The organism is Allokutzneria sp. A3M-2-11 16, from assembly GCF_024213555.1.
GTDB lineage: Bacteria > Actinomycetota > Actinomycetes > Mycobacteriales > Pseudonocardiaceae > Allokutzneria.
In genome coordinates, this window is sequence record NZ_JANAVO010000007.1 from 109,987 (window position 1) to 132,849 (window position 22,863).

Sequence of the window (22,863 nt, forward strand, 5' to 3'; positions counted from 1 at the left end):
GCCCGCACTCACCAGGAAACTCCATGACCTCCGATCCCAGACCACGGCACAGCGCCAGGCACTCCGCGCGCCTCCCGTTGACCCCGTTGTACGGTCCGAGCTTCACCGCCGCGCCGGAGCAGACCTACGATCACCTGCGGGCCAGCTTCGGCGACAGCGCGCCGGTGGAACTGGCACCCGGAGTTCGCGCCACGCTCACCCTCAGCTACCGGGCGGCGTTGGAGGTGCTGCGCCATCCGCACGCCTTCCGCCGCGACCCGCGTCCCTGGCAGTACACCGTGCCTCAGACCAGTTCGGTCCTGGGCACGATGAGCTATCGACCCAACGCCATGTTCAGCGACGGCGCCGAGCACCGCCGTCTGCGCTCGGCGATCACCGAGGCGCTGAAGGCGGTCGACCAGGAGGTCCTGTCCCGCGAGATCACCACCGTGGCCGACGGGCTCATCGGCCACATCGCGCACCGCGGCAGCGCCGATCTCGTGAACGAGTACGCCCTGCCGCTGCTGATGATCGTGTTCACGCGCATGTTCGGCAGCTCGGACGCGCTGGCCCAACGCGTCATGCTCGGCGTCCAGCGCCTGTTCGACGGTGACGATCCCGAAGGCGCCGCCCGCGCGCTGGACTCGGTGCTCGCGGAACTGCTCGACTACAAGCGCCGCACCCCTGGGGACGATGTCGTCACCCGGCTGCTGGCAAGTCACGGACAGCTCTCCGAGGAAGAGCTCAGGCAGACCGTGCTGCTGCTGATGGGCACCGGATCAGAGCCCGTCGCCAACCTCCTCACAGCCGCGCTGGTGGAACTGCTGACCAATCCCGCCCTGTCGGAAGGACTCACCGGCGGCACCGTCGCCATCAGATCCGCGATCCACGAGATCCTGTGGCGTCGACCGCCCGTGTCGAACTACGGCATCAGCTACCCGGTCCGGCCGTACCTCCTGTTCGGCAGGATGCTCCCCGCGGGGGAACCGGTGGTCATCAGCTTCGCCGCGGCGAACGCCGATCCGGCCGCGACCAACCGCGACTTCACCCACGTCGGCAATCGAGCGCACCTGGCGTTCAGCGCCGGACCTCACCAATGTCCCGTGCCGCAGATGGGATTGCTGTTCGCCACCACCGCAATTCAGCGGGTCCTGGAACAACTACCGGGCTTGACCCTGTCCTGCCCGGTGGAACGGTTGCCGTGGCGCGCCAGCCCTTTCAGCCGGGGTCTGAGCGAACTCCCCGTGGCATTCCCGCCACGACGGGACGTGTCCCAGCCCGCCGCATCGAGCACCCCGGCCGACGTGAACGGGAGCCACCGGCAGAGGGCCGTTCCGCCGGGTCGTTCCAGACTGCCTGCCGCGCTGTGGAGTTGGTGGCGCGGCCACTTCCACTCCAAGGGAGACTGAGCGCGTCACGCCGGACAGGTGCGGGTGGTGACCTCGCCGGTGCGGAAGTAGCGGTCGACGTGCTCGATGACGCACCGGTTCCCGCGGTGGTAGAGGGTGTGGCCGTAGCCTTCGAAGCTGATCAGCCCAGAGCCGGGGACCTGCGCGACGGCGTGCCGCGGCCCACCGATGTCGACCTTGGTGGCGCCGACCCCCAGGATCGGCGGCAACGGCAGCCCGGTCAGCGCGGCGCGGGGGTTGCGCACCGGCACATCCATGCCCGTGCAGATCCCGCCGTACATCGGCACCGTCAAGAACTCCGGCAGGACCTCCTTCGCGTGCTCCAACGCCCGCCGGTAGTCCTCGTAGGTCTGCCAGGTCTTCTCCCCGTCACCGCACATTGCGCTGACCAGCCAGACGTTGATCCGCGGCATGCCCGTGGCGTCGTAGAAGCCCCGCGCGTCGCCCTTGATCGCCCTGTCCATCGCCTCGGACAGCTGCTGCGCCGCGACGTCCACGGTGAGCATCGCGCGGACGACGCGCTGGAGGTCGACGCTGGTCATCCGCTCCGATGTCCCCGAAACGGGAACCGGTTCCCGATCAGCCTTCTCGACCAGGCCGCGCCACTCCGCGCGCACGTCCCGCCCGTGCAGCGCGCACGAGCTGTTGGCCGCGCACCAGGAGGTGAAGTCCCCGAACTGGGCCTTGGTGAGCTCCACCCGGTCGCGGTCGAACTGCTGCCGCGTGCTGATGTGATCGTTGCCGCCGTCCATGACCAGACCGGCGACGCGGTGCGGGTACAACCGCGCGTACGTGGTGCCGTTCACCCCGCCGTAGGAGTTGGCCAGCAGCCGGAGTTTCTGCTGTCCCAACGCGATCCGCATCGCGTCGATGTCCCGCGCGACGGTCGCCGCGTCCAGCCGGTCGATCAGTTCGGGCCCAGCCGCCCGGCAGGGCGCCATGATCTCCTTGTTGCTGCGCGCCATCGCGTCGAACTCGGCCCGGGTCCTCGCCACCGTGAAGGGCACCACGAACTCGTGGCACTCCTGCGGCAGGTGGTCGTAGGTCTCAAGCCCGCGCCGATCGAAGGACACGACGTCGAAGTCCTTGCGCAGCTCGGTGAAGCTCGCCTCGTAGTTCCGCAGGTCCATGATCCCCGAGCCGCCGGGCCCACCCGGGATGCTGAGCACCACTCCCTTGCTCGGCCCGGTGCCCGTGTGCCCGAGCCGCCCCACCGTGAGCGCGATCTTCTTGCCGGGCCGCTCCCAGTCGACGGGCACCTCGACGTCGGCGCACTCGACCCGGGGCGCCTGCCACTCGCCCGCGCACGCCTTCCAGCTCAGGTCCGGCGCGCCGCCCTGTGCGGAGGCGACCCCCCGCACAGGACGGCGGCCGCCGTGGCCAGGACCGCAGCACGTGTGAACACCATGACGACTCTCCCTTGCGACAACTGCTTCCGGGGCCAACCTAAAAAGCCGACACCACGGGCACATCTGCCAAAAGGCATACACAACCCCGAGTTCATCCCCCGGGAGCGCAGCATGTTCCCAAACGCTTTCTGAGAAAAGCTGAGAACCAGTATCGGCTGGTCAGCGGGTTACACTCACGCTGTACCTACTGGTATGTATACTCGCCGGGAAATCGTCCGGGAAAAGCAAGGAGAGTCGACATGGTAGTGATTCGCCCGGCACGCCCGAGTGATCTCGCCCCGCTCGTGGAGATCTACAACCACTATGTCGAGCACGCGCTCGTCCCTTTCGACACCGAACCGGCGTCGCCGGAGAGCCGGACCCCGTGGTTCGAGTCGTTCTCCGACACGGGCCCGCACCGCCTGCTCGTCGCGTACTCCGGCCAGCGGGTTCTCGGCTGCGCGTACAGCAGCCCCTACCGATCGCATCCGGCGTTCGCCGAGACCGTGGAGCTCGGCATCTACCTCGCCCCCGGACACCGGGGCCAGGGCGTGGGCTCCGCCCTGTACAGCTCGCTGCTCGGTCGGCTCAGCTCCGCGAAGGTGCACCTCGCGGTCGCCGCGATCGCCCTGCCCAACCAGGCTTCGGTGGGACTGCACTGCAAGTTCGGGTTCACCCGGGTCGGCGTGTTCGACGAGTACGCCACCAAACGCGGCGCCTACATCAGCTCACTGTGGTTGCAGCGCCGCCTGTGAGCGCGGTGCCCCTCACTCGCTCGACGGGTGCTCCGGCGAGCGGCCGCGCCGATGGTCGATGACACCGATCTCCACGTTGTGCAGCCACAGGCCGAGCCCACCGACGAGGTGATCCCGGCAGAGCGCGTAGAGCCGTTCCCGGCCGTCCTTGCGGACGGTGACCAGGCCGGAGTCGACCAGCACGGTCAGATGACGCGTGGTGGTGGGCCAGCTCTGCTCGAAGCGGGCGGCGAGGACGCCCGCGGTGACCTCACCACCCCGGGCGTGCAGCACCTCGACGATCTCGCGCCGGGTCGGGTGGGCCAGAGCGCTGAAGACGGTGTCGAGCTCGCCCAGCTTCCGGACGGTTCGACGAGGACTCATCTGCGCGGCTCCGTCCGAACCGGGCTCACGCCTCGGGCTGCTCGGGCGAGGCGTGCCTCGGCTCGTAGATCCCCAGCTCGCCGCCGTCGGGCAGCCGCAACGCTGTCATCAGGCCCCATCCCGCGTCCTCCACCGGCCGGGTGAACTCCACTCCCTTGCCCTCCAGCTGCTCGACCGTCGCCTCGATGTCGTCGCACATCAGGTACAGCTCGTGCGCGGGCGCACCTTCGGTCGGGTGGATGCCGAGCTCGGCGGGCGGCAGCGCGAAGATCAGCCATCCTCCTCCGCTGTCGACCGAGTCGAACTCCAGTACGTCCCGGAAGAACGCGCGCAGTGCGTCGGCGTCCTCGCTGTACATGATCGCGTGCGTGCCAGTGATCATCAACATCCCCTGTCGTCCGGCAAAGTTACTTAGCAACCTTGCTAAGCTTTGCACGTGCGCGTCCCCGCCGCAACACGTCGACCCCGAGACCTCGACGGCTCGCACAAGAACTCAAGATAACGACAGCAAAACTATGCGGTTTCAATTCACCCATGACTCATCTCCCCCGAACACCGCGACGGATATGCAACCGGACCGTGCGTGACACGGCGGCCCGCCTGTGCTGTCATTCATGCGGCAAGTCACGAGAGGAAAGGGTCCGGGTGAGTCGGCATATGCCAGAGAATAAATTCCCCAATCGCCTCGAAGACGCTCCGCCAAGACGAAGACCGCGAAGAACGGCGGTAGTGGTCCTCGCCGCCATGGCTCTCCTGCTCGGCAGCGCCTGCACCGCGCCGGGCGGCACGCAGAACCCGTCGAGCTCCCCTTCACCCGCGCCGGAGAAGAAGAGAATCCGACTGGGAGTTCTTCCGGTACTCGGCGCGGCCCCACTGCATCTCGCCATCAAAGAAGGGGCTTTCGCGCGAGAAGGACTCGAAGTCGACCTCGTCACGATCCAGGGAGCCGGTGCGGCCATCCCGGACCTCGCCACCGGAAATTTGGACATCGTTTTCGGGAACTACGTCTCCTTCTTCACCGCGGAAGTCAAGCAGACCGCGAAGGTCAAACTGGTCGCGGACGGCTACTTCGCCAAACCCAACACGTGGATGGTGCTCAGCGGACCGAACTCCCGCTTGAGCAAGCCGACCGACCTCGTGGGCAAGAAGGTGGCCGTGACGACGACGAACAGCCTCGCCGACCTGACCATCAAGTCCACCGTCAGCGCCAACGGCGGAGACGAGAAGTCCATCACGTTCGTCGAGATGCCCTACACCGAGATGGGGGAAGCGCTCAACGCCCGACGAGTGGACGCCGCCCTGCTCTCGGAACCGTTCATCACCGAGACGATGAAGAAGATCGGCGCACTACCGGTATTCGATGCCGCCTCCGGCCCCACGGCCGACATAGCCATTTCCGGCTACGCCACCACGGAGGAGTTCGCAACGAGCTCTCCGAAGACAGTGGCGGCGTTCCAGCGCGCACTGTCCACCGGCGTCGACATCGCCAACAGAGACCGCAGCAAAGTGGAAGCGGCCCTCATCGGCTACTCCGGAATTGACCAGCAAACCGCGTCGATTCTCACCCTGGTGGGCTTCCCGGGCATGCTGGAGCCAGAACGCATCCAACGCGTACCGGACTTGATGCACAGTTACGGGACGCTTGAAAGGCGTCTCGACGTCAAGCCGATGATCATCCCGCACGCGAAGCGATAACGTCGCTATATCGGCAGTTCGCGGCAAGCGTTCAAGTGCGACTTCTCCCGGTTGAACGCTCATAAATGCGCGACGCGTCGCTGGTGCTCATCCAGTGGCCGACGAGGTGGGCATAGGTGGGCGAGCACCGCGCGAGCCGGTCGTGGCTTCCGCTGACGAGGCCGTCACGGTCGAGCACGAGGACCCTGGGAGCGCGGAGCGCCGAGCTGATGCGGTGGGCCACCACCACGAGCGTTCCGCCTCGGCGGTGCAGGGCGCGTTCGGCCCGCTCTTCGGCAACGGGGTCGAGGTGGCAGGTTGCCTCGTCGAGCACGACCACGGCGGCGGGCGAGAGGTGAACGCGTGCGATGACGAGGAGTTGGCGCTCCCCCAACGACAGCTCGTGGGGCCGCACAAGGGCGTCGTAACCGCCGTGCCGGTGCAGCAGTTCGGCCAGTCCCACCTCCGCGACGGTGTGCTCCAACGCCGCGTCGTCGGCAGTGGGAGCGAGATAGGTCAGGTTCTCGCGGAAGGTCCCGGCGAAGACGTAGGACTCCTGGGGCACCAAGGCGATCGAGCTGCGCAGCGAGGTGGTCCGCAGGCTCGCCAGCGCGACGCCGCCGAGTTCGACCGTCCCGTTCTCAGGGGTCTCCAGTCCTGATAGGACGGTCGCGAGGGTGGACTTGCCGATACCGCTTGCTCCGATGACCGCGACCCGTTCACCTTGCCGGATAACGAGGTTGGCGTTGTCGAGGACGGGCTCGGAGTGCGGCCCGTAGCGGAACGTGGCGTCGCGGAGCACCAGATCTCCGGGTCTGGCGGGCATTCCGTCGTGGTCGACGCCCTCCGTCGTCCTGCTCGCGCGAGCGAGCCGGGCGAGCAGCGTGGTGAGTTCGACGCCCTGGTTGCCCAGCATCTCCGCGACCGCGCGCCACGCGGGCTCCAGGCCGGAGGCGAGGTAGACCACCGCGCCCACGAGCTCGCCGGTGCTGAGCGCACCGCCCGCGAGCAGCGAGGGGGCCAGGGCCAGCAACAGGACCAACGGCGCTCGCGCCGCGAGGCCGATCACGCCGATCCGGATTCCGCCCAGATCGGCCACGGCGACCGAGGCGGTGGTGTGCGCACGTGCGCGCCGGTCGAGATCGGCAAGAGCCCGGTTCGTGGCCGCGCAGGCCGCGACATCCCGCAGACCTTCCAAGACCTCGCCGACGTCCGCGGCGAGGTCTTCCTCGCGCGTCAGCGCGGCCTCGTACCGACGCCTCCACGTGCGCGACAGCGCTGCCAGCACGAACGAACAGACCACCACGAGCGGTGCGAGGCCGACGATGACGGCGGGCGCCATCGCGCACAGGCCGACCACCGCCGCGACCACCATCAGCGCGGCCGAGGTCACCGACATGACGAGGTTGGCCGTGATCTGCCTGGCGGCTTCGACCTGGTTGACGATCCTCGCCGCGACACCGGGAGCGGGCGGCTCCTTGCCGTTCACCGCCGCGTGCAGCTCACCGCGCACCACCGAGCGGACGAGGTGGTCGCGCACCGCCTCGGTGAAACCGCCCATGGACCGCACGGCCCTGCGCGTGCCGAACGCCGCGACAACGAGTGCGATGCCGTAGCAGCCGAGCGCGAGCAGGCCGAGATCTCCGCGCCCAGCAAGGAAACCGCGGTCCAGGGCGAGCGCGACGAGTCGTCCGGACAGCAGCACCGGAAGCGCGGCGAGCCCGGACCAGGCGACGACCGCGACGAGGACGCGGCGGTGCTCGACGACGACCGGACGCAGGAGAGTCCACGCGATGGGCATGTCAGGCCGTCCCCGCGAGTTCCGCGGTGTGCGCGCCGAACACCGCGCGGTAGTCCGGTTCGCGCAGGAGCTCGTGGTGCGGCGCGAAGCCCCGCAGCCGTCCTCGGTCGAGCCAGGCGACGATGTCGGCTTGTGCGGCGGTGCCGAGCCGGTGGGCGAGCACCAGGCGCGTCCTGGTGGTGAGCGCCCGTCCGAGCGCTGCGGTGATGTCGGCCTCGGTCGCAGTGTCCACACTGGACGTCGCGTCGTCGAACACGACGATCCGGGCCTCGCGCCACACCGCTCTGGCGAGGCCGAGGCGTTGCAGCTCACCCCCGGACAGGCGGAGGCGTGCCAGCGGCGTGCGGCTCCCCTTTGGCAGCCGGTTCACGAAGTCCTCGGCGCGGCTGGTGCGCAGCGCGGCGACGAGCCGGTCGCGAGGAGGTGGCTGGTCGGCGTAGCCCACCGCGTCGGCGACGGTCTCCCCGAGCAGGTGCGGCCGTTCGAAGGCGTAGGCGATGGCGCCGCGCACGTCCTCGCGGCGCAGCTCGTCGAGCCGCTGGCCGTCGACGCTCACCGCGCCGGAGTCCGGGTGCAGCAGGCCGCCCGCGACCTCGGCCAGGGTCGACTTGCCGGAGCCGGAGGGGCCGACGAGCGCGACCGTGCTGCCCGCCGGGATGTCGAGGTCCACGCCGTCGAGCACGCGGTGGCCGTCGCGGTCCACCCGAATCCCGCGCAGGCTCAGCGATCCCGGTCCGGGAGCGAGTGGCGCGGGCCCCGAGGGCGGCAGCGGTTGGCCCAGCACCTCCGCGACGCGCTCGGCGGACCCCTGCGCCCTGGCGAGCCGCGCGAGCATCACGTTCTGCCGGAACACCTCGGTGGCGAACCCGAAATACCCTTGTACGGCAAGGAATTCTCCCGGAGTGATCCGGCCGAGCAGCGCGGCGTGCCCGGCCACGGCGAGCACCGCCACCTGGAGCAGGGGCATCACCAGGTTGGCGCGCCAGATCGCTTTCTCCTGCACCCGCCAGAATTCCCGGCCCTCCGCGCTGAGGCGGGGCAGCACGGCCAGCACCCGATCGGTCTCGCGTTCCACCGTGCCGCTGGCGCGAATGGTGCGCGCGCCCCGCAGGGAGTCCTCCAGCCGTGCGAGCAGATCGGCGAAAACACCTTGGTACCGCTCGGTATTCGCGCTGAGCTGGCGGGTGAGCCAACCCGAGAACAAGAACACCGCCGGAACCAGCGCGAGGAGCACCACGCCGAGCCAGACGTCGATCAGCACCAGGGCGATGACGCCACCGACCGAGGTCAGCAGGGACGCGTACAGGGAGACCGCGGTCATCGTCACCGTCGCGGCGGCCGTGGTGGACTGGAGCGTGCGGCTCACCAGGTCTCCCGTGGTGAAGCGGCGCGCGGTGCCGAGGTCGAACCCCAGAACGCGGCTCAGCAGCGACCGCCGCAGCCGCAGTGCCCCGTGCGCCTCGGCGCGTTTTTCCAGGACCACACCGGCCATTTCGGCGACGGTGGCCGCTGCGAGCAGAACGGCGACCACCACCATCGCCGAGCCGGTCAGGGTGTCCACGGCCGTGGCGACAGCCATCGGCAGGGCCAGCGCGGTGCTCACCTCGACCAACGCGACCAGGGCCAGGCCCGTGCCGTACCACCCGGCCGAGCGGAGCGTGCCGAGCAAGAGCCGGTGAGAACCCACGGTCGTCTCCTCTGGTGGATCAGGCGTGCACGGCCAGTCGCTTCGCGACCTCGGGCAGCACCTCGGTGGCCAGCCGGTCCAGGTTCCACGCGGCCGAGGCGGTGTGGCCGTCGATCTCGACCTGGCAGAGCACCCTGGTGCAGCCGGAGCGCTCGATGTTGTGCGCCAGCCGCCGCACGCAGGTCTCGACGTCGCCGACCGCGTGGGTGTCGAGCAGCTGGTCGGTGTGGCGTTCGACCATGCGCTCCAACTCATCCCCGGTCGGCGGTTCGTGGGTGACCGGGATGAGGTGGCGGTGGCGGTTCTGCCCGCTGAACATCACGGCCGCGCGCTCGCGCATCAGCCGCCGCGCCACACCGGGGTCGTCGGTCGGGACGGTGTAGAGCGCGAACGCGTGGTCGGCTTCCTCCGGGCCGCCGTTGCGCCGGTAGTCCTCGATCATGAGCGCCTTCACGTCCGGGCTCTTGTCGAAGTACAGCAGCATCGGCACCCCCGACTCCGCCGCGAGCCGCACGGAGTCCTCGGAGTTGGCCGCCAGGTACACGCCGGGCCCGCCGTCCTCGCGCGGCAGGGGCACCACAGGAAGGTCCTCGCGGCCGGAAACCTTGCCCCGCAAGGCGTTGAGCGTTTCGGCCAGCGAATCGGCCATCCCGTCGCGCCAGCGGTCGATGCCCTTGCCGATCAGTTCGTACTCCACCAGCGGCTGGCCTCGGCCGACGCCGAGGGTGAACCGGCCACCGGAGACGTGGTCCAGCAGCGCGGCCTGTTCGGCGACGTGCAGCGGGGAATGCAGTGGCAGCAACGTGACCGCCGTTCCCACGCGGACGCGCTCGGTCGCGCCGAGCAGGTACGCGGCCAGGGTGAGCGAGGAGGGGGCGACGACGTGGTCGAGGAAGTGGTGCTCGGTCACCCACACCTCGTCGAGGCCGAGCCGTTCGGCCTGGCGAGCGAGGGCGACGGTGCGGGCGAGCACGTCGGCGTCGGACTGGCCCGCGTCGCGGCGCGAGCTGAGCAGAACCCCGAAACGCGGTGTCAACACGAAAACCTCCTGGCAGGCACGGAAAGCATGACGCGGTAAAGGCTCATGTCCTCGTTCTCCCCGACAGCGTGCTCGTCGACCTCGACCCAGGCGTGGGCGCGGAACGGCTCGGTGCGCACCCCGGTGCGCCAGTCCGGCCACACCCCGGAGATCCGGCACAGCAGCGCGGTCGCCACCGAGCGCTGGAGGCACTGCTGGCTGGCGCAGCGGCTGCTCACGGTGACGACGGCCTGGCGCGCGGCCAGTGCCCGCGCCGTCGACGCCGGGTCCGCTCCCCGGCTCAGCCGTTCCAGGATCTGCTTGAGCCGCAAGGGAGATCTCCGGACCAGCAGCCGTGCCACACCGACAGCGGCGCGCGCGAGCAGGCGTCTGCCGAAGGTGACCTCGGTGGTGTTCTCCAGTGTGATCGGCATGCTCATGACGAGACCAGCTTCCGTTCGCGCAGGGCCGTGACGAAGGCGGAGACGTCGGCGGGAAGGCGCTCGGCCTGCTCGGGGAAGCGCAGCCGCAGCTCGGTGACGAGCGCGTCGACCGGCGTGCCCGCGCGCAACCCGGTCACCACGGCGGCGGCGGTCGCGTTGAGCTGCCAGTAGTGACCGGTGCGCAGGTCCAGCAACACCATGCCGCCGTCGGTCTCGGTCGTGCTCACGTGGTCGGCCAGGGTCGGGTTCATCGCTGTCCTTCCAGGAGGGGGGCCGTGCGCGCGGCCGCGACGGAGCGCAGCCACGACTCGCAGGCCAGGGTGGTGATCACCGGGATGAGCGTCCGCGCGGCGGGGTGCGGTGCCAGCAGCACGGCCCGGAACGCCTCCGCGTCGACCAGGCCGAGCCGGGCCAGCTCCAGATCGGCGCACTGGTCGAGCAGTTCGCCCTTGTGGCGCCGCAGCCCCGCGTAGACGTCGGCGCTGAACTCGCCCTTGGTCGGACGCCCCAGCACGTGCTCGGGCACCAGACCCCGCATGGCCGCGGCGAGAACGGGCTTGTAGCGGTTGGCATCCACGCGGTCGGGCAGCCGCACCGACAGCGCGGCCCCGATGACGTGGTCGTCGGCGAAGGGCGCGTGCCAGCTGACCCCCAGCGGCGCGGTGACCCGGTTCGCCCGGCGCAGCCCGGCCCCGCAGGCCCGCGCCATCTCCAGCGTGGAGTGCTGGGCGCGCAAGGGGGACAACGGTTCCGGTGATCGCCGCGCGGCGTCCAGGAGCAACGCGCGGGCGGCCTCCTCGGCGCGCGGGGTCACCCACGGGGGCAGGCGGGGCGGGTCGCCCCAGCCCATGCTCGGGTCGGAGCTGTGGCCCAGCGGCGCGGAGAGCGTCGCCGCCGACCTGGTGAGCCACGACTGGTAGCTGCCGTTGTCGGCGAGGAACCGCAGCGTCCTCGGCAGGCTCCACCGACGCAGGTTCCTGTTGGCGCGCAAGTGTTTGAGATAGGTCAACGGCGCGACGCGGACCGCGCTGTGATCGTGCGCGGGCATCACGTAGAACAGCTCGTCGCCGCCGTGTCCGGTCAGGTGCCGCGACACGCCCATGTCCGCGAGCAGGCGCGCGTGGTGCTCCAGCACCGCCCGGGTGCGCAGCCAGGCGAAGGGCCCCTCGGCGTCGGGCACCGGGTCCAGCGCACCGGCGAAGTTCTCCGGCACTCCCTCGCGCGGGATCACCACGTGCTCGGCGTCGGGCAGGTCCGCGGCGGCGCGCTGGGCCCACACGGCGTCGTCGTTGGCGGGGTCGGCGGCCTCGGCGCGCGTGGTGATCTGCCCGGTGGTCCTGGCCGCCAGCAGGAAACTCAGGCTGGTGGAGTCCATTCCGCCGGAGAGGTCGGAGCTGGTCTTGCCGGGCTTGTCGGCGCGCGCGGCCACGGCGTCGATAAGCGCCTCGCGCACCCACGCCGCGCCTTCTTCAAGCGGCACAACGGCATCGGGCATCGACCACCAGCGGGTGATCCGCGTGCTCCCGTCGGGCTGGACGGAGATGTGGCTGTCGTCGGGGACCCGCACGACGCCGGTCCACACGCAGCGCTCCTCCAGCGGCGGTGGTGGGGCCGGGGAGAGCAGGTGCATCGGCACGAGCGCGTCATCCACACCGGTGCCCGCCAGCGCGGCGAGCGCCTGTGGCCGGTCGGCCAGCACGGTGGCGCCGTGCACGCGCCCGTGGAAGAGCTGGCAGGCCGAGGAGACGGTGCCCTGCGCGCGAATGTGGCCCGCGTAGGAGGCGAGCATGTGGAAGCTCCCCGGAACCCGCGCGGGGATCACGGAAAGCTCGGAGAGGGCACCACAACTGTCCACAATGGACTGCAGTCGGGTCTCCGTCGTCAGCGCGTGCCCGAGCAGCACGACGACGCGGCTGCCGCAGGTTGCGACGACGATCTCGTCCTCGCGCCAGGAACCCACGATCCACGGGCGCCCCGAGGGGTGCCGGACCACCTGGGCCGCAACGCCTTTCACCACCAGCCCGGCAACGTGCGCACCCGCCGCGCTGTCCGGGAGAACCAGGAAGTCCACTCCACCCTCCAGAGAACCGTCGTGCACAGCTGCCGTGCCGGTGCGGGAGCAGGGCGCCCGCACCGGCACGTGGTCACCCCCGGTGCGGGATCAGCAGATGATCCAGCACTGCCTGCTGTAGTCGTATCCGCGGCCACCGCCGCCGAGGGTCACCTCGTCGAAGCTGCCCGCGTCAGAGAGGGCGGGGGGCTCGTAGGTCGTCTGTTCGTTCATCGTCAACACCTCGATGTCTTGTGGTTGCTCGGAACGCGGCGGTGCTAGTCGCACCAGGTGAGGCAGCGCACGTCCCACTCGAAGCCCCAGCCCTTGGGGCCGAGGGTGACCTTGCTGAACTCCCCCGCCTCGACCAGCGCCGGGGGCTCGTAGGCCAGGATGTCGTTGTCCATCGGTGCACCTCTTTCTGTTCCTGTCGGAAAGTGCTGCCGTGCAACAACATTCACATCTCGCTGTGGCGATCCGGTGGCATTGCCGTGCGCGCGAACGCACGCACCAGTGGGGGCACGGTGATCCGGCCGCGACCGCTGACCCGGACGAGGTGGACCTCGGCGAGCCGGTCGAGCATCCGGTCGGTCTCCGCCCGTGAACGGCCCAGCAGCTCCGCCGCCTCGCAGAGCCCGACCGAGTCCGCGCGAGTGCCGAGCAGGCGCAGCAGAGCCACGGCATCGTCGGGAACCGCGGCGCACGACCACCGCAGCAGCGCGGAAACCTGGTGCTCGCCCACGACCGCCGCACGCGTCGCGTCCTCGCGCATCCCCGCCGTGAACTCCGCCAGCGGCACGTCGCCGAGCCGGTCGGCGCGTTCGGCCAGCAGCCGCACCACGAACGGCAACCCCGTTGCAACCGCCGCCAGTTCACGCGCGTCCTGCCCCAGCAACGCGGTGAGCAGTTCCGCCGTCTCCTCCTCAGCTAGCTCCTCGACCGTTATGCGCCGCGCGCCTCCCCCGGCGACCAAGGCGCGCAACTGATTCCGACTGGTGATCACCGTGAGAACACCGTTGCCCGGCAGCAAGGGGCGGACCTGCTCGGCGTCGCGGGCGTTGTCGAGGACGAGGAGCACGCGGCGTCCGGCGACGGCACTGCGCAGCGCGGCTGAGCGCGAGCCCGCACAGGGCGGCAGATCGCGCGTTCCCATGCCCAGCAACAGGGTTCCCAGCGCCGTGAACGGGTCCGTCGGTGCCTCTGGACCGAATCCACCGAGATCGCAGTAGAGCTGCCCGTCGGGGAACTCACCGAGGACCCGGTGCGCCCACCGCGTCACCAGAGCCGTCTTGCCGGAACCCGCGGGCCCGTCCACGACCACCACACCGGAGCCCCGCCGCTCGGCCAGCACACCGTCGAGCGCCGCGATCTCCTGGGCCCGCCCCACAAAAGGCGTCACCTCGGAGGGCAACTGACGCGGCACGGTGATCTCCACCCGGTCCCTGGCCCTGATGAGCGCGGGGTCCTCGGCCAGCACGCGGCCGTGCAGCTCCCGCAGCCGCGGGCCGGGATCGACGCCGAGCTGTCCCGCCAGCACTTCTCGGCACCGCTCGTACTGCGTCAGCGCCTCCGCCGGACGTCCGGCACGGCAGAGCGCCAGCATCAGCTGCGCCCAGAAGCGTTCCTGCAACGGGTCTTCCGCCACCACGGTGTGCAGCTCCGCCACGAGCCCCGCCAGCCTGCCCGCGGCGAGGTCCAGCTCGATCCGTCGGTGCAGGGCCTGGCGGCGCTGTTCCTCCAGCGCGGGAACGACTTCGCGGTGCAGCGACTCACACGGCACGTCAGCGAGCGCCGGGCCGCGCCACAGGTTCAGGGCCGTGCGCAGCAGCTCCGCCTCCGCGTCCGGATCGTCGGTCTCCGCCGCGCGCTGGACCAGCAGGTCGAACGCGCAGACATCGAGCGCTTCGCGGTCGACCTCCAAGCGGTACCCACCGTCGATGGACTGGATCACCGAATCGGCGCGGTCGACGACAAGTGCCTGGCGCAGCCGTTTGACGTGGCCGCGCACCGTGGTCGCCGACGCCGCGGGCGGACCGTCGCCCCACAGCCGCTCGGTGATCTCCTCAACGGAGACGGTCCTGCCACGCCGCAGCGCCAGCGACGCCAGCAGCACCCGTTGTTTGCCGGTGGGGGTCACCTTCGCGCCATCGCGCGTGGTGACCTCGAAGTTCCCGAGCAGACCGATACGTAGTTGGCTCATCAGCTCCCCCAGAGCGTCCGCTGTGGCGCGAGCCTAGGAAGCCGGCGCGGGGCGTGGTGTCGTGCGGACGCACCTCATCACCGGCCAGGACAACCGGTCAGAACTCGTCGACCGCGATGAGCCCGTCCTGGATGGCGCGCATGACCAGGGCGACCTTCGTGGGCGCCTGCCTGCCCACCGCGGCGTACTTCAGCCGCACGCGGTCCAGGTAGGTGTTGACCGTGCTCACGGCGATGCCCAGCTGGTCGGCGACGAGGTCCTTGGACTCGCTCTGGAACCACTTGACCAGGACCTCTTCCTCTCGCAGCGACAGGTGCGGGCGGTTGCGGCGGGAGTTGGCGGCCATGGCCCCCGCGAGCGCGGGCGGCACGTACGGACGGTGGCGCGCCGCAGCGTGGGTCGCGGCGACGAGGTGCTGCTCGCCCTCGGCCTTCGTCAGGAACGTCAACGCCCCGAGCTCCAGGCAGTTCAGCGCGATCCCCTCGTCCTCGCGCATCGTGTAGACCACGACACCGCGACCGGAGTCGGCCAGCCTGCGCAGTTCGCCGTAGCACTCCGTGCGCTCCGCGGAGAGTTGCAGGTCCAGCACCACCACCTGCGCGGCGTCACCGGGCGCCAGCAACGCCTCCTTGACGGTCGCCCCCGTGGCGAGCACCGTGATCGGCGGGTCCGCCGCCGCGAACCAGGCCGCGACCCCGGCCCGGATCGCCGGGTGGTCGTCGATCACGACCGCGCTCACCGCCTCGGCCACACAGTTTCCAGCCATAACTTTCCCTCCCGTCGTGCCGCGCTGACCAGGGTGTGCCGGGGGCTCGCCCTCGGCGGCAGTTCGCAGACCCGGTCGGTGACGACGCTGAGCCGGACCCCGTCCGCGCGGCGCAGCACGGTCACCCGCGCCGCGCTCGCCGCGCAGGCCAGTGCCGCGGCGATCGGCTCGACGAGCTCGCGGCGCACGACCACGTCCAGCTCACGCGCCTCCCCGCGCACCGCGAGCTGGACCGACACCCCGCGTCGCGCGACGACGTCGATCCCGGCCCCCAGCTCGTGCAGCAGCGGATCGGCGACGGTGTCGCGTTCGGCGAACAGCCGCCGCATCCGCGCGGCCTCGACAGCACACCTCCGCCGCGTGGAGTCCGCCGCCGGGTCAAGCGCGCCGTGCGCGAGCGCCGCCAGCAACGGCACCGTCGTCGCCACCAGCTCGCCGTAACGCCGTTCGTGGTCGCGGTGGGTGTGGGCGGCGGCCTCCTCGCGCGTGCGGACTTCGTCCTCCGCTCGGAGCGCGACCTCCGCGTCGACGGCGATGCGGCGCACCACCGACGCGGTCATCGCGACACCGAGCTGCAATCCGAAGATCGACACCACAGAGGTGCCGAAGTCGGCCGTCCGCACCGCGGAGTACCCGGCCAGGACCACGCCGAGGACGGCCAGCAGCATCGGGGCCGCGAGGAACGCCGCCACCACCGGCAGGCTCAGGTCGAAGAGCAGGAAAAGCCAGTACCAGCCCACCAGGCCGATGAACCAGTTCTCCCCGCGCGGCAAGGACTCCAGCGGTAGCGCGACCGAGGCGACCACGGCGGCGAGGACCACCGCGGCCGCACAACTCCACCGCCCGGTGCCCGTCAGTGGGGTGCCGCGCACCAGGGATCGCGAGCCCACCACACCCACCGTGGCCAGCAGGGCGAAGGCGACGAGCTCCCACGCCAGCGTTTGTGCGCGGGTGTTGTGCACCAACGTCGCGAGCGCGGGAACGAACTGGACGGTCAGCGCGACGACGAGCAGAGAGGCCCGGATCGCCATGAGCAGCCGGGTCTCGACCAGCACTGTGCCCACGTCAGCCACGGGGCCACGTCCACCGCACGGTCGTACCCGAACCCAGGACCGACGTCACCGTCACGACACCCCCACAGGATCGCATTCTGTCCACAATGGACACTGAGATTCCCCTGCCACACAGGGAAATCCGGTCCGTGGCGAAGCCGCAGCCTCGGTCGGACAACTGCACCACGACGCGGCCGGACTCGTCGTGCCCTCCGCGTAGTTCCACCTCGTCCACGCGGGCGTGCAACGCGGCGTTGTTCAGCGCTTCCCGCGCACCGAACAGCAGCCCGAGCGCTGGGCGCGCAGGCAACTCCAGCGCCGCGGGCAGCTCCATCCCCACCCGCACCACAGCGGTGCTCGCGAGATCGCGCAGCAGCGGGACGACGTCGACCCGTCCCTCGGCCACCGCGGGTACAGCGCCGAGCACCTCCAGGTCCCGCCGTGCCCGTTCCGGCAGCCACCCCAGGTCCGCGCCCGGCTTGGCGACCGCGACCATCAACAACGTGGCGCTCGCCGTGTCGTGCAGCACGGCCAGGTAGTCCCGCTCAGCCGCACGCCGGGCCGCAGCCACCGCCGACCGGCGCCGCCGCAGAGCCGTCCGCTGGTTGATCCGGTCCGCGGTGCGCGCGCCACCGACGACGAGCACGAGGGCGATCTTCGCCAGCACCGGCTCCACCACCAGCCGCGCGAGCAGGACGGCCAGGTCGTCGGAAGGACCGGCCAGCACGTTGCCCGCGCCGTAGCCCACCGCGCACGCCACGCAGACCGACCACGCCACTGCCGAACGCCCGGCCCAGTCGTGGTGCGCGGTGATCGCGGTGATCGACGCCACGGCGAACGCCCAGCTCGACGTCCCCTGGGTCGCGCTCACCAGCAGCACCACCGCGACATCGCCGACCGCGCACCAGACCGACGCCGGGCCGGACAACCTGCGCACGGCCCGCCAGGCGCACCAGGCGCCCACCGCGCAGACGAGCACGAGCGGGACCGTTGTCGCCACGCTCAGAACGCCGGACACCATGATGATCGCCGATCTCAGCCACACCGCGCAGACGCTGGAAACCTCAGCCGTCCTGCTCTCACCGACACCGGCACCGACCACGTACGGAGCCTAGGAACGCCCACCCGGGACGGGTCCCGGGCTTGGGCGTCAACTCAGCCACTTCACCGCCGGATCTTGGCGGGAACGACACTTCCCGCGCTGCAATAGGAGCCCGGAGTGTGCGCGGTGTGCACAACCCGGAGTTCCTCGGCCAGGTCACCGGTCACCGCCGGCCGGTAGTCGGTCGGAGCGTTCCAGTGGAACGCCTCGGCATCGGGATGAGCATCGGCATAGGCCGATATTCCGAGCCGCAGTAACCGCAACCGCTTGTCCACCCAGTCCCGGTCCCACGGCCCCTCGGCCAGGATCTGCTCAACAGGCCGGAACTCGTAGTAGATGGTGCGTCGCAGGGCATTACCGACAACGTCCTGGGACCCGTGCACGACCATCACGTCGTGAATCAGAACATCACCCGGTTCGAGTTCGGCTTGCACGACACCGGGAGGATTCCAACCATGACGTTCGCCCACTTGGCACACATCCGCCGGCCCGTGCTGGGAGCCCGGCAGCACCCGCACCTCACCTTCTCCCTTGCGAGCGGAATCCAGGTACACACCGACGTTGTAGATTCGACTCTTCCTCGGGTGCACCGCGTCCTGGTGCCACTCCACTGCCACTCCTTCGCCCTCGTTCTTGAAGACGACGGCCTCGTAGGTCGGAACGAAGTTCGGACCGCTCAGGCTTTCGACGATGCCGAGCATGGCCGGGGAACCGAGGAGTTCCAGCGTGGCGGGCTCTTCCTTGTCGTGCAGATAGTCGACGCGGTACATGACCCTACCGCCGGGACGCTCGGAGTATTTGAAGTCACTCCGCCACGGATCGTCCGGCGCCGCGGCCTCCCCCCGGGCAATCCAACTCGCGGTCGCATCCTGCAATCGCGACAGCAGGGAATCCGGGATGCGCTTGCGCAGAATCAGGTAACCGTAGCCGTCGAAGAAATCAACCTCCTCCTCGGAAAGGTGGTACGGACGCCGCTCGAAAAGGGCAGCGGAATGAAAAGTGGAAGGCCGGACCATTTCTACTCCTCGACGCGCAGATGAAGAGGGGTGTCCAACAACGCCCATCTCGACACCACCTTACGACCACAGGATCGTGATATGCTTCCGCGTGTCTCGTAAAGAATTCCGGGATCCTCCTTTCCAGCCATCAGCGATCGTGGGCAAACAGACTCGGTGCCGCCGAGGGCGGACCCGTCCCATGCCCAGTGCGCATCGCCATGACGACATCGAGCTGAATTTCGCCGAATCCGGCGAGCTGGTGTATCTCTTCGGCGGCGAGGAGGTGGTGATCCTCCCCGGAGTGGTGACCGCGTTCTGGGGCGCGATGCCCCATCAGCTGGTCCACTGCCCGCCGGAGTCCTCCGCGCACTGGCTCACCATTCCCCTGTCCTACTTCGTGCGCTGGGGGCTACCGGAGGAGTTCGTCGAGCAGATCTTCCAGGGACACGTCCTGGCTTCGACCGGGCAGACGGTGCGGCGCGAGGATTCCCTCCGGTTCGCGCAATGGTCCCGGGACCTCGAGTCGGACTCCGAGTACGACCAGGTCACCGCGAACCTGGAAATCCAGGCGCGACTGCGCCGACTGGCCCACGAGACCGCGTCGCAACCCAGCGCCACCGAACCAGACCGCCGCTACCAGGACCTGAACATCCATCGCGCGGCTGCGATGGCGCGGTTCATCGCCGAGCACTACAGCGACCCGCTCCGCGTCGAGGACATCGCGGGCGCGGTCTCACTCCATCCGCATTACGCCATGACCGTATTCCGTCGCGTGGTGGGAACCACGCTGCTCAGCTACCTGACCCAGTGCCGGATCACCGAGGCCCAGCGCCTGCTCATCACCACCGATCTCACGACCAGCGAGATCGGCAACGCGGTCGGATTCCACTCACAGAGCCAGTTCTACGCCTGCTTCCACCGGCTCTGCGGCCAACCTCCCGGCACCTACCGGCGTTCCCACCACAACGCTCAATGCCGGTAACCGGTGCGGGCCATGGGAAGCTGAGTTCGACGGCAACCTTGTCCCGGTCGAACATCATCCGGTCGGCGCCGGGTGTTCTCCCGGCGCCGACCACGAAACGCCGTCGCGACGAGCGGGGGGCTCAGCACAGGTAGCTGCTGTCCACCCATCCGATCTGACGGTTCCAGTGCGAGCGGCCCTTGGTGTAGCCCGACCGCCGCTCGTGCACCGTCAGGTGCGAACCCCGGGGGAGCTTGTCGAACGAGGGCCCCTGGGGCCATTCCCTCATGTGGACGTCGTCCGCCCGGCAGACCGTGACGACCTCGGCGGCCTGGGCCGGGGCCGCGGAAACGATCCCCAGCGTCGCCCCGGCGAGGACCACGGTCAGGGTGTGACGGGCGAGAACCTGGATAGCGCCCATGGTGTTCCTCCTCAGTAGTCCGGTAACCCGCGGCGCTCAGCCCCAGGAGTTGTAGTCACCAATGCACTCCTTACGCATCCAGCCCCACGTGCTGGGACCGATGTCGATCACCGTTGCCCAGCCCTCGTGCACGGTGGCCAGGGTCTGTTCGCCGATCTTGTTGCCGCGACCGAGCACCCGGTGCGGGTTGTTGTGCGTGCCGTGGAAGGCCGGGTTGCGGCCGTAGTAGAAGGTCGCGCTGTCACAGACGACCTTCGCCCGCACCACGCCGCGCGGCAGATCCGCCAGGGCGGTTCCCGCGGTCGCGGGCAACGACACACCCGCCGCCACAACGGCCATGGCGAGGACGCGCAGAGCTCTGGTCATGGGTGCCTCCTGGGCAGTCCAACGTGTCACTAGAGATGACGCTTGCTGTCGGCGAAGATAGCGACCGACATGGTTGACGACAAGACCTGTCATCTCTGAGTACAGTTGGCGGGTGCCTGAACCGCGTCGCCGCCATTACGGCATCGCCGAGATCGCCGACGCACTCGGACTCAACCGGCAGCTGGTCACGGTGTGGCGTCGGCGGCGCAGCTGGAACATGCCCGAACCCGACGACGAGCTGGCCTCGGGGCCGCTGTGGCTCGGCCGGACGATCGAGCCCTGGATCGAGGAGATCCGCGCCCGATACGCCGACGAGACGCAGGAGCCGCTGGACGCCGAGCTCGCCCGCCGCGCGGTCCGCCGGCTCCTGCGGCTGGCCGCGCTCGTACTGGAGGACCGGCCCCGGGAACAACTGCTCGCCCGCGCTCACGCCGAGTTGGCCGACGTGGTCACAGCGGTGCGGGGATGCGCGTCCGGCGCGGAACGCGAGCGGTTGCTGACCGCACTGGAACGGGTCCTCGACGCGGGCACGGCCACCGCGGACGACTGCCTCGCCGCGATCACCGACGTGGTTCCGGTGCTGCTCCGACTTGCCGGAGACGCACATGAGGGGTGACGACAGGGGTGCCGCCGCCCCAGCGGTGTCGCTAGCATCGGCCGCTATGACGGTGCCCCCCGAGGTGCCCGGGTACATCCTCCGCGAGGAGATCGGCCGCGGCGCGACAGCCACGGTTTTCGCCGCAACACAGCGCCATACCGGCCGCGCCGTCGCCATCAAGATCGTCACCGCCGGAGGCGGGCGGGCGAAGCGGTTCCTGCGCCAGGCCACGGTCGTGCAGGCGATCGGGCACCGCTCTCTGGTGCGCATCCACGACTATGGCGAGCACGACGGAGTGCTGTACCTGGTGATGGACCACGTCCGAGGTGAGGACCTGCAACAACGCCTGGACCGGGACGGGCCGCTCGCACCAGCCGACGCCGCCGCGCTGGTCGCGGAGATCGCGTCGGCGGTCCAGGCACTGCACGACGCCGGAGTCGTGCACTGTGACATCAAGCCCGCCAACGTGCTGTGCGCCGGAGACCGGGTCGTCCTCACCGATTTCGGGTTGGCCGAGCCCCCAGTGGACGAGGACGTGGCCACCGGCCTCACCCATGACTCCGAGTGGCTGCACACCGGCGACGCGGCGCCGCCGACCGCCGGGACCGGTGGGGGTACCTACGCCTACATGGCGCCCGAACAGTGGCGCGGCGAGCAGGTCGGGCCGCGCACCGACGTCTACGCCCTTGGTGGGCTGCTCTTCGCCGTCCTCACCGGCCGACCGCCCTTCACCGCGCGCACTCTGCCCGAACTCGTTCACGACGTCATCGTGGACGGCGTCCAAGCCCCCGGGGTCTCCGTCGAGCTGGACTCCGTGGTGGCAAAGGCAATGGCTCGCGAACCCGGGCGGCGATTCGCCTCAGCCGACCACGTCCGTGCGGCCTTGGACGCGGCGGTCTCGGGGCAGCGCGTCCGGCTCCCGCGGCGCCGACGCCGTTGGCTGGGCACGACCGTGGCCGCGGGACTGCTCGCCGTCACCGCTGTAGCCGTAGCGCTTACCTACGTCGACACCGGCGCCGTCATGCGAACGGTTTGCGCACAGGACATGGCACTGCGCCCGGAACCACGCAGCAAGACAACCGTCGCCGCTCTACGGCGGGGCGAACGGATCGAGGTCACCGACTCCGACCACGACCGCCGTTGGGTCTACGTCCACACCCCCGACGGCAGACAGGGCTGGGCGGTGTCGCAGTTCCTCCGCCCCTCGTGCTGACAACCCCAGCGTCGCGACGGTCCTCACAGGACACGAACGCAATGTCCATTGTGGACAAGCGCCACTGCCGCATCCACTCCCTCCGCGATTCCTGCTCGTCGTGGTTGCGGACGCGGAAGTCGAAGAACCGGGAACCGACCGGTCCTTCGTCGCCGTACCGGATTCCCATGCCGGTGATGTAGCCCGCCCGGCGCTCGACGATCTTGACGTAGTCCACCGCGTGCGTCCCGTTGTCGGAGTACTTGGTCGCACGCACCAGCGCCCCGGACGCCTGCACCACGTTCAGCGCGACCGGTTTGCGTTCCTGCTCATAGGTTCGCAGGATCTCCGTCGGCAGACCGGAGCCCGCGACCATGCCGATCTTCCACATGAGGTTGAACGCGTCCGCCAGACCGGTGTTCAGCCCCTGCCCGCCGTTCACCGAGGAGCGGCTGCGGCCGACCACGCCGTACGCGCGGGCCCGGCACTCGCGCTGCAGCGCGGACCTGGTGCCCTCGTAGGCGGAGTTCCACTGGTCCTCGACCAGGAACCGGACGATGCCCCGGTACATGGCCAGGGCGTTGTCGTCAGCCTTGATCTCGGCGCGCAGTTCCTCCCGTGGAATCTCCAACGGGCCCCA

The 22,863-nt window shown here is 69.8% G+C and carries 25 protein-coding genes; 6 read left to right on the plus strand and 19 right to left on the minus strand.

What is annotated here, in order from left to right; translation table 11 throughout:
- Positions 1-23 precede the first annotated feature (23 nt).
- Positions 24-1,388 carry a cytochrome P450 gene (locus tag NLX83_RS29320; protein WP_254238445.1) on the plus strand — a complete coding sequence of 455 codons (1,365 nt, stop codon included), beginning with the start codon at positions 24-26 and terminating at the stop codon, positions 1,386-1,388.
- A gap of 5 nt (positions 1,389-1,393) precedes the next feature.
- Here NLX83_RS29320 and NLX83_RS29325 read toward each other — a convergent pair whose 3' ends face one another.
- The gene (locus tag NLX83_RS29325; protein WP_254238446.1) at positions 1,394-2,749 is read right to left on the minus strand and encodes an alpha/beta fold hydrolase; all 1,356 of its coding nucleotides are present in this window, start codon (positions 2,747-2,749) and stop codon (positions 1,394-1,396) included.
- A gap of 287 nt (positions 2,750-3,036) precedes the next feature.
- Here NLX83_RS29325 and NLX83_RS29330 point away from each other — a divergent pair, with 287 nt between their 5' ends.
- Entirely contained in the window at positions 3,037-3,531 is a 495-nt protein-coding gene (locus NLX83_RS29330; RefSeq protein WP_254238447.1) for a GNAT family N-acetyltransferase, read from the plus strand.
- 12 nt (positions 3,532-3,543) lie between these two features.
- Here NLX83_RS29330 and NLX83_RS29335 read toward each other — a convergent pair whose 3' ends face one another.
- Both NLX83_RS29335 and NLX83_RS29340 read right to left on the minus strand, forming a co-directional pair.
- Entirely contained in the window at positions 3,544-3,894 is a 351-nt protein-coding gene (locus NLX83_RS29335; RefSeq protein WP_254238448.1) for an ArsR/SmtB family transcription factor, read from the minus strand.
- 25 nt (positions 3,895-3,919) lie between these two features.
- Entirely contained in the window at positions 3,920-4,276 is a 357-nt protein-coding gene (locus NLX83_RS29340) for a VOC family protein (RefSeq protein WP_254238449.1), read from the minus strand.
- 347 nt (positions 4,277-4,623) lie between these two features.
- Here NLX83_RS29340 and NLX83_RS29345 point away from each other — a divergent pair, with 347 nt between their 5' ends.
- Entirely contained in the window at positions 4,624-5,589 is a 966-nt protein-coding gene (locus NLX83_RS29345; RefSeq protein WP_254238450.1) for an ABC transporter substrate-binding protein, read from the plus strand.
- 31 nt (positions 5,590-5,620) lie between these two features.
- Here NLX83_RS29345 and NLX83_RS29350 read toward each other — a convergent pair whose 3' ends face one another.
- From NLX83_RS29350 to NLX83_RS29410, 13 genes are all read right to left on the minus strand, one after another.
- The gene (locus NLX83_RS29350; RefSeq protein WP_254238451.1) at positions 5,621-7,369 is read right to left on the minus strand and encodes an ABC transporter ATP-binding protein; all 1,749 of its coding nucleotides are present in this window, start codon (positions 7,367-7,369) and stop codon (positions 5,621-5,623) included.
- A gap of 1 nt (position 7,370) precedes the next feature.
- On the minus strand, positions 7,371-9,056 hold the full coding sequence (locus tag NLX83_RS29355; RefSeq protein WP_254238452.1) for an ABC transporter ATP-binding protein: 1,686 nt from the start codon (positions 9,054-9,056) through the stop codon (positions 7,371-7,373).
- A gap of 19 nt (positions 9,057-9,075) precedes the next feature.
- Positions 9,076-10,095, minus strand: coding sequence for an LLM class flavin-dependent oxidoreductase (locus tag NLX83_RS29360; RefSeq protein WP_254238453.1), 1,020 nt, complete (start codon positions 10,093-10,095; stop codon positions 9,076-9,078).
- Complete coding sequence (locus tag NLX83_RS29365; protein WP_254238454.1) at positions 10,089-10,514, minus strand: lasso peptide biosynthesis B2 protein; 426 nt, start codon at positions 10,512-10,514, stop codon at positions 10,089-10,091. Before NLX83_RS29365 ends, NLX83_RS29360 begins: the two co-directional genes overlap by 7 nt.
- Positions 10,511-10,768, minus strand: a complete 258-nt coding sequence (locus tag NLX83_RS29370) for a lasso peptide biosynthesis PqqD family chaperone (RefSeq protein ID WP_254238455.1) — start codon at positions 10,766-10,768, stop codon at positions 10,511-10,513. The genes NLX83_RS29365 and NLX83_RS29370 overlap by 4 nt, the downstream gene beginning before the upstream one ends.
- A complete protein-coding gene (locus NLX83_RS29375; RefSeq protein ID WP_254238456.1) occupies positions 10,765-12,657 on the minus strand; it encodes an asparagine synthase-related protein in 1,893 nt (630 codons plus the stop codon). Before NLX83_RS29375 ends, NLX83_RS29370 begins: the two co-directional genes overlap by 4 nt.
- A 21-nt stretch (positions 12,658-12,678) precedes the next feature.
- The gene (locus NLX83_RS29380; RefSeq protein ID WP_254238457.1) at positions 12,679-12,801 is read right to left on the minus strand and encodes a lasso RiPP family leader peptide-containing protein; all 123 of its coding nucleotides are present in this window, start codon (positions 12,799-12,801) and stop codon (positions 12,679-12,681) included.
- Between the two features lie 44 nt (positions 12,802-12,845).
- Positions 12,846-12,974 (minus strand): lasso RiPP family leader peptide-containing protein, encoded by a 129-nt coding sequence (locus NLX83_RS29385; protein WP_254238458.1) that lies wholly within the window; start codon positions 12,972-12,974, stop codon positions 12,846-12,848.
- A 50-nt stretch (positions 12,975-13,024) separates the two neighbouring features.
- The gene (locus NLX83_RS29390; RefSeq protein WP_254238459.1) at positions 13,025-14,767 is read right to left on the minus strand and encodes an AfsR/SARP family transcriptional regulator; all 1,743 of its coding nucleotides are present in this window, start codon (positions 14,765-14,767) and stop codon (positions 13,025-13,027) included.
- Between the two features lie 97 nt (positions 14,768-14,864).
- The gene (locus NLX83_RS29395) at positions 14,865-15,533 is read right to left on the minus strand and encodes a DNA-binding response regulator (protein ID WP_254238460.1); all 669 of its coding nucleotides are present in this window, start codon (positions 15,531-15,533) and stop codon (positions 14,865-14,867) included.
- On the minus strand, positions 15,503-16,606 hold the full coding sequence (locus NLX83_RS29400) for a hypothetical protein (RefSeq protein WP_254238461.1): 1,104 nt from the start codon (positions 16,604-16,606) through the stop codon (positions 15,503-15,505). The genes NLX83_RS29395 and NLX83_RS29400 overlap by 31 nt, the downstream gene beginning before the upstream one ends.
- Positions 16,599-17,687 (minus strand): sensor histidine kinase, encoded by a 1,089-nt coding sequence (locus NLX83_RS29405; protein ID WP_254238462.1) that lies wholly within the window; start codon positions 17,685-17,687, stop codon positions 16,599-16,601. The genes NLX83_RS29400 and NLX83_RS29405 overlap by 8 nt, the downstream gene beginning before the upstream one ends.
- 62 nt (positions 17,688-17,749) lie before the next feature.
- Positions 17,750-18,703, minus strand: a complete 954-nt coding sequence (locus NLX83_RS29410; protein WP_254238463.1) for a phytanoyl-CoA dioxygenase family protein — start codon at positions 18,701-18,703, stop codon at positions 17,750-17,752.
- A 181-nt stretch (positions 18,704-18,884) separates the two neighbouring features.
- Here NLX83_RS29410 and NLX83_RS29415 point away from each other — a divergent pair, with 181 nt between their 5' ends.
- A complete protein-coding gene (locus NLX83_RS29415) occupies positions 18,885-19,667 on the plus strand; it encodes a helix-turn-helix domain-containing protein (protein WP_254238464.1) in 783 nt (260 codons plus the stop codon).
- A 121-nt stretch (positions 19,668-19,788) separates the two neighbouring features.
- Here the strand turns inward: NLX83_RS29415 and NLX83_RS29420 are convergent, their stop codons facing one another.
- Both NLX83_RS29420 and NLX83_RS29425 read right to left on the minus strand, forming a co-directional pair.
- Complete coding sequence (locus tag NLX83_RS29420) at positions 19,789-20,067, minus strand: SH3 domain-containing protein (RefSeq protein ID WP_254238465.1); 279 nt, start codon at positions 20,065-20,067, stop codon at positions 19,789-19,791.
- A gap of 36 nt (positions 20,068-20,103) precedes the next feature.
- The gene (locus tag NLX83_RS29425; RefSeq protein WP_254238466.1) at positions 20,104-20,433 is read right to left on the minus strand and encodes a hypothetical protein; all 330 of its coding nucleotides are present in this window, start codon (positions 20,431-20,433) and stop codon (positions 20,104-20,106) included.
- 112 nt (positions 20,434-20,545) lie between these two features.
- Between NLX83_RS29425 and NLX83_RS29430 the strand changes: the two genes are divergently transcribed.
- Positions 20,546-21,049 carry a hypothetical protein gene (locus NLX83_RS29430; protein WP_254238467.1) on the plus strand — a complete coding sequence of 168 codons (504 nt, stop codon included), beginning with the start codon at positions 20,546-20,548 and terminating at the stop codon, positions 21,047-21,049.
- Between the two features lie 46 nt (positions 21,050-21,095).
- Positions 21,096-22,244 carry a serine/threonine protein kinase gene (locus NLX83_RS29435; protein WP_254238468.1) on the plus strand — a complete coding sequence of 383 codons (1,149 nt, stop codon included), beginning with the start codon at positions 21,096-21,098 and terminating at the stop codon, positions 22,242-22,244.
- Here the strand turns inward: NLX83_RS29435 and NLX83_RS29440 are convergent.
- A complete protein-coding gene (locus tag NLX83_RS29440; RefSeq protein ID WP_254238469.1) occupies positions 22,147-22,854 on the minus strand; it encodes an L-tyrosine/L-tryptophan isonitrile synthase family protein in 708 nt (235 codons plus the stop codon). The genes NLX83_RS29435 and NLX83_RS29440 overlap by 98 nt on opposite strands.
- Positions 22,855-22,863: the final 9 nt, after the last annotated feature.

Excerpts from the sequence above, each read along its gene's own strand:
- NLX83_RS29320 (WP_254238445.1), top strand. The coding sequence starts at position 24 with ATGACCTCCGATCCCAGACCACGGCACAGCGCCAGGCACTCCGCGCGC.
- NLX83_RS29330 (WP_254238447.1), top strand. The coding sequence starts at position 3,037 with ATGGTAGTGATTCGCCCGGCACGCCCGAGTGATCTCGCCCCGCTCGTG.
- NLX83_RS29335 (WP_254238448.1), bottom strand. The coding sequence starts at position 3,894 with ATGAGTCCTCGTCGAACCGTCCGGAAGCTGGGCGAGCTCGACACCGTC.
- NLX83_RS29340 (WP_254238449.1), bottom strand. The coding sequence starts at position 4,276 with ATGATCACTGGCACGCACGCGATCATGTACAGCGAGGACGCCGACGCA.
- NLX83_RS29350 (WP_254238451.1), bottom strand. The coding sequence starts at position 7,369 with ATGCCCATCGCGTGGACTCTCCTGCGTCCGGTCGTCGTCGAGCACCGC.
- NLX83_RS29365 (WP_254238454.1), bottom strand. The coding sequence starts at position 10,514 with ATGAGCATGCCGATCACACTGGAGAACACCACCGAGGTCACCTTCGGC.
- NLX83_RS29370 (WP_254238455.1), bottom strand. The coding sequence starts at position 10,768 with ATGAACCCGACCCTGGCCGACCACGTGAGCACGACCGAGACCGACGGC.
- NLX83_RS29380 (WP_254238457.1), bottom strand. The coding sequence starts at position 12,801 with ATGAACGAACAGACGACCTACGAGCCCCCCGCCCTCTCTGACGCGGGC.
- NLX83_RS29385 (WP_254238458.1), bottom strand. The coding sequence starts at position 12,974 with ATGGACAACGACATCCTGGCCTACGAGCCCCCGGCGCTGGTCGAGGCG.
- NLX83_RS29390 (WP_254238459.1), bottom strand. The coding sequence starts at position 14,767 with ATGAGCCAACTACGTATCGGTCTGCTCGGGAACTTCGAGGTCACCACG.
- NLX83_RS29395 (WP_254238460.1), bottom strand. The coding sequence starts at position 15,533 with ATGGCTGGAAACTGTGTGGCCGAGGCGGTGAGCGCGGTCGTGATCGAC.
- NLX83_RS29410 (WP_254238463.1), bottom strand. The coding sequence starts at position 18,703 with ATGGTCCGGCCTTCCACTTTTCATTCCGCTGCCCTTTTCGAGCGGCGT.
- NLX83_RS29415 (WP_254238464.1), top strand. The coding sequence starts at position 18,885 with ATGCCCAGTGCGCATCGCCATGACGACATCGAGCTGAATTTCGCCGAA.
- NLX83_RS29420 (WP_254238465.1), bottom strand. The coding sequence starts at position 20,067 with ATGGGCGCTATCCAGGTTCTCGCCCGTCACACCCTGACCGTGGTCCTC.
- NLX83_RS29425 (WP_254238466.1), bottom strand. The coding sequence starts at position 20,433 with ATGACCAGAGCTCTGCGCGTCCTCGCCATGGCCGTTGTGGCGGCGGGT.
- NLX83_RS29435 (WP_254238468.1), top strand. The coding sequence starts at position 21,096 with ATGACGGTGCCCCCCGAGGTGCCCGGGTACATCCTCCGCGAGGAGATC.